The sequence below is a fragment of the Micromonospora sp. ABR4_055 genome, from assembly GCF_056160425.1.
Genome location: NZ_JBSWXD010000069.1, coordinates 25,554 through 32,799, shown reverse-complemented (window position 1 = coordinate 32,799; position 7,246 = coordinate 25,554). Strand labels below are relative to the sequence as shown.

6 protein-coding genes are annotated in these 7,246 nt (G+C 72.0%); 4 read left to right on the top strand and 2 right to left on the bottom strand.

What is annotated here, in order from left to right:
- Nucleotides 1-141: 141 nt before the first annotated feature.
- Both fbaA and ACXAHD_RS17220 read right to left on the bottom strand, forming a co-directional pair.
- Nucleotides 142-1,167, bottom strand: coding sequence for a class II fructose-bisphosphate aldolase (gene fbaA / locus ACXAHD_RS17225; protein WP_281552461.1), 1,026 nt, complete (start codon nt 1,165-1,167; stop codon nt 142-144).
- 170 nt (nt 1,168-1,337) lie between these two features.
- Nucleotides 1,338-1,721 carry a phage holin family protein gene (locus tag ACXAHD_RS17220; RefSeq protein ID WP_123606505.1) on the bottom strand — a complete coding sequence of 128 codons (384 nt, stop codon included), beginning with the start codon at nt 1,719-1,721 and terminating at the stop codon, nt 1,338-1,340.
- A gap of 141 nt (nt 1,722-1,862) precedes the next feature.
- Between ACXAHD_RS17220 and ACXAHD_RS17215 the strand changes: the two genes are divergently transcribed.
- The 4 genes from ACXAHD_RS17215 (at nt 1,863) to ACXAHD_RS17200 (ending at nt 7,229) form a co-directional block, all read left to right on the top strand.
- Complete coding sequence (locus tag ACXAHD_RS17215; RefSeq protein ID WP_123606506.1) at nt 1,863-2,078, top strand: hypothetical protein; 216 nt, start codon at nt 1,863-1,865, stop codon at nt 2,076-2,078.
- Between the two features lie 117 nt (nt 2,079-2,195).
- On the top strand, nt 2,196-3,701 hold the full coding sequence (locus ACXAHD_RS17210) for a 3' terminal RNA ribose 2'-O-methyltransferase Hen1 (RefSeq protein ID WP_289213668.1): 1,506 nt from the start codon (nt 2,196-2,198) through the stop codon (nt 3,699-3,701).
- The gene (locus ACXAHD_RS17205; protein ID WP_475051663.1) at nt 3,698-6,265 is read left to right on the top strand and encodes a polynucleotide kinase-phosphatase; all 2,568 of its coding nucleotides are present in this window, start codon (nt 3,698-3,700) and stop codon (nt 6,263-6,265) included. The genes ACXAHD_RS17210 and ACXAHD_RS17205 overlap by 4 nt, the downstream gene beginning before the upstream one ends.
- Nucleotides 6,266-6,290: 25 nt before the next feature.
- Nucleotides 6,291-7,229 (top strand): DUF368 domain-containing protein, encoded by a 939-nt coding sequence (locus tag ACXAHD_RS17200; protein ID WP_281552460.1) that lies wholly within the window; start codon nt 6,291-6,293, stop codon nt 7,227-7,229.
- The last annotated feature ends 17 nt before the right edge of the window (nt 7,230-7,246 follow it).

The following is a 7,246-nucleotide window of genomic DNA, read 5'->3' as shown; positions in this document are numbered from 1 at the left end:
AAGTCATGCAAAACCAAAAAACCCCCCGCCCACCCCCCCCCCCCCCCCCCCCCCCCCCCTCCTTTTCCCCCCCCCCCCCCCCCCCCCCCCCCCCCCCCCCCCCCCCCCCCCCCCCCCCCCCGGCGAGTGGTTCGGTGGGTGTTACTTGGCCAGCGTGGTGCCGGTGGAGCGCAGGTGCTCGCAGGCGTCGACGACCCGCTTGGCCATCCCGGCCTCGGCCGCCTTGCCCCAGGCCCGGGGGTCGTACGACTTCTTGTCGCCGACCTCGCCGTCGATCTTCAGCACCCCGTCGTACTTGGTGAACATGTGGGTGACGACCGGGCGGGTGAAGGCGTACTGGGTGTCGGTGTCGATGTTCATCTTCACCACGCCGTAGTCCAGCGCGGCCCGGATCTCCTCCAGCAGCGAGCCGGAGCCGCCGTGGAAGACCAGGCTGAGCGGCTTCTCCTTGCCGTACTTGGCGCCGACCGCGTCCTGGATCTCCTTGAGGATCTCCGGCCGCAGCTTGACGTTGCCCGGCTTGTAGACGCCGTGCACGTTGCCGAAGGTGAGCGCCGCCATGTAGCGGCCCTTCTCGCCGAGACCGAGCGCCTCGACCATGGCCAGCCCGTCCTCGACGGTGGTGTACAGCTTCTCGTCGATGGCACCGACGACGCCGTCCTCCTCGCCGCCGACGACGCCGACCTCGATCTCCAGCACGACCTTGGCGGCGGCGGCCTCGGCCAGCAGCTCGGTGGCGATCTCCAGGTTCTCCTTCAGCGGTACGGCGGAGCCGTCCCACATGTGCGACTGGAACAGCGGCGCGCCACCGGCGGCGACCCGCTCCTTGGAGGCGGCCAGCAGCGGGCGGACGAAGCCGTCGAGCTTGCCCTTCGGGCAGTGGTCGGTGTGCAGCGCAATGTTGACCGGGTACTTCTTGGCCACCTCCTCGGCGAAGGCGGCGAAGGCCAGCGAGCCGCTGACCATGTCCTTGATGGTCGGGCCGGACAGGTACTCGGCACCACCGGTGGAGACCTGGATGATGCCGTCGCTCTCCGCCTCGGCGAAGCCCTGCAGCGCGGCGTTGAGGGTCTGCGAGGACGTGACGTTGATGGCGGGGTACGCGAACGCGCCGGCCTTGGCGCGGTCAAGCATCTCGGCGTAGACCTCGGGAGAGGCGATGGGCATCTCGAACGCTCCTTTGTACCGGTTCGGCCCGTCGACGGGCCGGATTCCATGCTCAGCTCACTGCGCTGGACCGCGCTGTCCTCCGCTAGGCAGTATCCCGCAGCGGCACTGCCCCGGCGACATCGGCCCTGTCTGTGGGCCTGCGACATCGGCCCTGTCTGTGGGCACGGTCAGCGGCGGTCGTACTTGTCGGGGATGACCAGGCTGATCAGCCAGCCGACGACGGCCATGACGATCGCTCCCCAGAATGCCGGCCAGAACCCGTCGATGGCGAACGGCAGGTCCAGTTGTTGCGCCAGCCAGTCGGTCAGCAGGAAGAGCAGGGCGTTGACGACCAGTGCGAACAGGCCGAGGGTGAGGAGGTAGAAGACACAGCCGACGACCTTGATGACCGGTTTGAGGACCGCGTTGACCAGTCCGAAGATCAGCGCCACGATGACCAGGGTCAGCGCGTTGTTGGTCGCGGTGTCACCGGTGACGTCGATGCCGGGCACGATCAGCGTGGTTATCCACAGGGCGACCGCGTTGACCGCGAGCCTGATCAGGAATCCCATACTGCCATCCTGCCACCCGGAGTAAACCACTGCGCCACAAAAACGGACAAGCCTCTTGTCTTGGACGGTGGTCGGCGGGCACCCCGGTTGACCCGTACCGTGGTGGGAGCACCGGTACGGACGAACGAACGGAGGCGAGACATGACCTACCCGGACGAGGACATCGCCCCAGGGGACCACCTCGCTCCCGAGGAACGTGACCCGGAGGCGCCCGCCGACGACGCGGTCGAGCAGTCGGTCGTGGCCAACCCGGTCGAGCAGCAGCCCGAGGTGCACCGCGGTCTGGAGGTCGACGACTGGGACGCGGTCGAGCAGTCCCGCATCGTCGACCTCGATGATGACGACGGCTACCGCTGACCGTTGACCGCGTCGGAGCGGCCGCCACGCATCCGCGATAAGACGGAAACCGCGCATCAGCGATAACCGGTGTCGACCGGTGTCGACCGGTGGCGGCCGGCTGGCACCATCACCCGGGTGCTGATGACCGTGACGACGACCCACCGGCCCGCCACCGACCTCGGCTACCTGCTGGTCAAACATCCGGACCGGATGCAGTCGTTCGACGTACCCACCGGCACGGCGCACGTGTTCTACCCGGAGGCCACCGAGCAGCGCTGCACCGCCGCGCTGCTGCTCGACGTCGACCCGGCGCGGCTCGCCGCCGGCGGCCCGCGCCGTGGCCGGCGCACGGCCGCGATGCCGGAGAGCTTCACCCTCGGCCAGTACGTCAACGACCGGCCGTACGCCGCGTCCAGCCTGCTCGCCGCCGCCCTCGCCAAGGTGTTCCGGTCCGCGCTGCGCGGTGAGAGCCGGGACCGCCCCGAGCTGCCCGGCACCGCCCTGCCGTTGACCATCCGGGTGCCGGTGCTGCGCTGCCGGGGCGGCGCCGCCCTCGCCGAGCGCCTGTTCAGCCCGCTCGGCTGGACGGTGACTGCCCGGCCCATCCCACTGGACGAGCGCTACCCGCAGTGGGGGGACAGCCGCTACGTCGACCTCACCCTGACCGGCACGCTGCGGGTCGCCGACGCGCTCAACCACCTGTATGTGCTGCTGCCGGTGCTGGACGACGCCAAGCACTACTGGATCGCCCCGGACGAGTTGGACAAGCTGATCCGGGCCGGCGAGGGCTGGCTGGCCGGCCACCCGGAACGCCGGTTGATCACCCGGCGCTACCTGGCCCACCGCCGGGTGCTCGCCCGACGCGCCGAGGACCGGCTCGCCGAGGCGCGGGCCGCCGAGCTGCGGCTGGCCGACGCCGGCCCGGGTGCCGACGCCGACCCGGGTGCCGACGAGGACGCGGGGCTGCCGGCGGCGGTCCGGCCGCGACCGCTGGCAGCGACCCGCCGGGCCGCCGTGCTCACCGCGCTGGCCGAGGCCGGTGCCACCCGGGTGCTCGACCTGGGCTGCGGCGGCGGTGCACTGCTGACCGAACTGCTCGCCCAGCCCCGGTTCACCGAGATCGTCGGCACCGACGTGTCGGCCCGGGCGCTGGAGCTGGCCGCCCGGCGGCTGCGACTGGACCGGCTCCCGGCGCGCCAGCAGCAGCGGGTACGGCTGTGGCAGTCGGCGCTGACCTACCGCGACGACCGGCTGCGCGGCTACGACGCCGCCGTACTGATGGAAGTCGTCGAGCACCTCGACCCGCCCCGGCTGCCGGCGCTGGCCGAAGCGGTCTTCGGCCACGCCCGCCCCGCAACCGTGCTGGTGACCACCCCGAACGTGGAGTACAACGTGCGCTACGAAGGCCTCGCCGCGGGCGCGCTGCGGCACCCGGACCACCGGTTCGAGTGGACCCGCGCCGAGTTCGCCGACTGGGCCGGCCGGGTCGCCGCGGCGTACGGCTACCGGGTCGGGTTCCGGCCGGTCGGCCAGGTCGATCCGGACGTGGGGCCGCCGACCCAACTGGCGGTCTTCACCCGCGACGACGCCGGCCCGGACAGCACCGGCCCGAACGGCGCGGGCGCCGGGGGTGCCCGGTGACCGTACTGGAGATCCCCGAACTCGCCCTGATCGCCCTGGTCGGTGTCTCCGGCTCCGGCAAGTCGACCTTCGCCCGCCGGCACTTCGCCGCCACCCAGGTGCTCTCCTCGGACACCTTCCGGGCAATGGTCGCCGACGACGAGAACGACCAGTCGGCGTCGGCGGACGCCTTCGACGCGCTGCACTACGTCGCCGGCAAGCGGCTGCGGGCTGGCCGGCTCACTGTGGTCGACGCCACCAACCTGCAGGAACATGCCCGGGCCGGGCTCGTCGCCGTCGCCCGGGAACACGACGTACTGCCGGTCGCGGTGGTGCTCGACGTGCCCGAGCAGCTCTGCTGGGAACGGACCCAGGGCCGGGTCGACCGCGCCTTCGGCCGACACGTGATCACCCGGATGCAGCGTGATCTGCGCCGCTCGGTCGGCCGGCTGGCCCGGGAAGGCTTCCGGCACGTGTTCGTGCTGCGCGGCACCGACGAGATCGACGCCGCCGAGATCCGGCTGACCCGGCTGTACAACGACCGGCGGGAGCTGACCGGGCCGTTCGACATCATCGGTGACGTGCACGGCTGCCGCGCCGAACTGGAGGCGCTGCTGACGAAGCTGGGTTGGGCGCTCGACCGCGACGACGCCGGCCGACCGATCGACGCCCGGCACCCGCAGGGGCGTACCGCGGTCTTCGTCGGTGACCTGGTCGACCGCGGCCCGGACTCGCCCGGCGTGCTGCGCCTGGTGATGGGGATGGTGCGGGCCGGCACCGCGCTCTGCGTGCCCGGCAACCACGAGCAGAAGCTGCTGCGCAAGCTGCGGGGCCGCAAGGTGACCGTGTCGCACGGGCTGGCCGAGACCCTGGAGCAGCTGGCCGCCGAACCGGCCGGGTTCACCGACGAGGTCGTCAAGTTCATCGACGGCCTGGTCAGCCACTACCGGCTCGACGGCGGTGCGCTGGTGGTGGCGCACGCCGGGCTCAAGGCCGAATACCAGGGCCGGGCTTCCGGCCGGGTGCGCGGCTTCGCGCTGTACGGGGAGACCACCGGTGAGACCGACGAGTACGGCCTGCCGGTGCGCTACCCGTGGGCCCGCGACTACCGGGGTGCCGCCACCGTGGTCTACGGGCACACCCCGACTACCCGCCCCGACTGGGTGAACAACACCATCTGCATCGACACCGGTTGCGTCTTCGGTGGCCGGCTGACCGCGCTGCGCTACCCGTCGCGGGATCTCGTCTCGGTGCCGGCCGACCGCGAGTACTACCCGCCGATGCGGCCGCTGACGGCCGAGCCGGGTGCCGCCGACGGCACCGGACCTGGGACGGACCGCCCCGACGACGTGCTGGACCTGCGTGACGTCACCGGCCGCCGGCACATCGACTACGGCTACGGGACCACGACGGTCCCGGCGGAGAACGCGGCCGCCGCGTTGGAGGTGATGAGTCGTTTCGCGGTGGATCCCCGGTGGCTGGTCTGGCTACCGCCGACCATGGCTCCCTGCTCGACGTCGACCCGGGACGGGTTCCTGGAGCATCCGGCGGAGGCGTTCGCCGACTACCGGGCCGCCGGTGTCGACCGGGTGGTCTGCCAGGAGAAGCACATGGGATCCCGGGCGGTGGTGCTGGTCTGCCGCGACCCGGCGGGCGACCCGCTGTTCGGCCACGGCGGCGGGGTGGTGCACACCCGGACCGGGCGGCCGTTCTTCACCTCAGGTGAGCGGACCGACGCGTTGCTGTCCCGGATCCGGACTGCGGCCGAGGCCGCCGGGCTGTGGCAACGGCTGGCCACCGGTGCCGGGCCGGCCGGTTGGCTGCTGCTCGACTGCGAGCTGCTGCCCTGGTCGGCGAAGGCGCTCGGGCTGATCCGCGACCAGTACGCCAGCGTCGCCGCCGCCGGCCGGGCCGCGCTGCCCGCTGCGTTGGACGTACTCGACGCCGCCGCCGGTCGGGGCCTGCCGGTCGGGCAACTGCGTGCCCGGTTGGCCCGGCGGGCCGTTGACGTCGACCGGTACGCCGACGCCTACCGGGCCTACGTCGGTGACCCGGACGCGGTGACGTTGGCGCCGTTCGCGGTGCTGGCCGCAGCCGGCCACTCGCCCGCCGGCCGGGACCACGGCTGGCACCTGGAGTGCGCGGACGCGCTGGTGGCGGCCGATCCACAGCTGTTCACCACCACCCGACGGCGGGTGGTCGACCTGGCCGACGACGCGGCGGTGGCCGACGCCACCGACTGGTGGTCGGAGCTGACGGCGGCCGGCGGTGAGGGCATGGTGGTCAAGCCGTACGCCGGACTGGCCGCCCGCAGCGGCACCGGCCGGCTGCTGCAGCCTGGCGTCAAGTGCCGGGGCCGGGAGTATCTGCGGATCATCTACGGCCCGGAGTACACCGAACCGGAGCGGCTGGCCGCGCTGCGCCGTCGATCGTTGGGCCGCAAGCGGTCGATGGCGCTGCGCGAACACGGTCTCGGTCTGGCCGCGCTGGATCTGCTGGCCGCCGGCGCACCGCTGTGGCGCCGACACGAGCTGGTCTTCGCGGTGCTCGCCTGCGAGTCCGAACCGGTCGACCCCCGACTGTGAACACTGGCCCGGTATGGTTCTGCAAATGTCAGTGCGCGAACGTGTCGGCCATGTGTTCCGGGGGGCGGCGATCGGGGTGGCAGAGGCCGTCCCGGGAGTCAGCGGTGGGACCATCGCCCTGGTCACCGGCGTGTACGAGCGGCTCATCGCCTCGGCCGGGCACCTGATCAGCGCGGTCCGGTACGCGGTCACCGACGTGCCCCGCAAGCAGGGCTGGGCACGCAGCCGGGAGCAGTTCCGGCAGGTGCACTGGGGAGTGATCATCCCGCTGGCGCTGGGCATGCTGCCCGGTCTGCTGATCGCCGCCCGGCTGCTGGAGCCGATGCTGGAGGAGCACCCAGAGCAGACCCGAGGGTTGTTCTTCGGCCTGGTGCTGGCCTCGGTGCTGGTGCCGGTTTCGATGATCGGCCGGCCGTGGCGCGGCCGGGACGTGTTCGCGGTGGTCGCCGCCGGGGTCGCGGCGTTCGTGCTGACCGGTCTGCCATCGGCCAGCATCGACCCGAACCCGGTGGTGGTGCTGCTGGCTGCGGCGGTCGCGGTCTGCGCGCTGGTGCTGCCGGGCGTGTCCGGGTCGTTCCTGCTGCTGACCGTCGGGCTCTACGAGCCGACCATCGAGGCGGTCAACGACCGGGACTTCGGCTACCTGGCGGTCTTTGCCGTCGGCATGCTCGTCGGGTTGACGCTGTTCGTAAAGCTGCTGCAGTACCTGTTGGAGCACCACCGGCGGGTGACCCTGGCGGTGATGACCGGAGTGATTGTCGGCAGCTTGCGGGCGCTGTGGCCGTGGCAGACCGAGGAGCGCGGGCTGCTCGCCCCTGGCGGCAACGTGCTGTCGGTGGTGTTGCTGCTGGTGCTGGGGGTCGCCATCGTCACCGCGATGGTGGTTCTGGAGCAGCGTCGGCTGCGCCGCGCGGCGGTCGATGTCACCCAGGAGGAGTCGCCGCAGCTGCCGACCCACCACTGAGCCCGGCCGGCCGGGTG

Bases quoted from the DNA above. Each gene is read 5' to 3' on its own strand.
- fbaA (WP_281552461.1), bottom strand. From the start codon at position 1,167: ATGCCCATCGCCTCTCCCGAGGTCTACGCCGAGATGCTTGACCGCGCC.
- ACXAHD_RS17220 (WP_123606505.1), bottom strand. From the start codon at position 1,721: ATGGGATTCCTGATCAGGCTCGCGGTCAACGCGGTCGCCCTGTGGATA.
- ACXAHD_RS17215 (WP_123606506.1), top strand. From the start codon at position 1,863: ATGACCTACCCGGACGAGGACATCGCCCCAGGGGACCACCTCGCTCCC.
- ACXAHD_RS17200 (WP_281552460.1), top strand. From the start codon at position 6,291: ATGTCAGTGCGCGAACGTGTCGGCCATGTGTTCCGGGGGGCGGCGATC.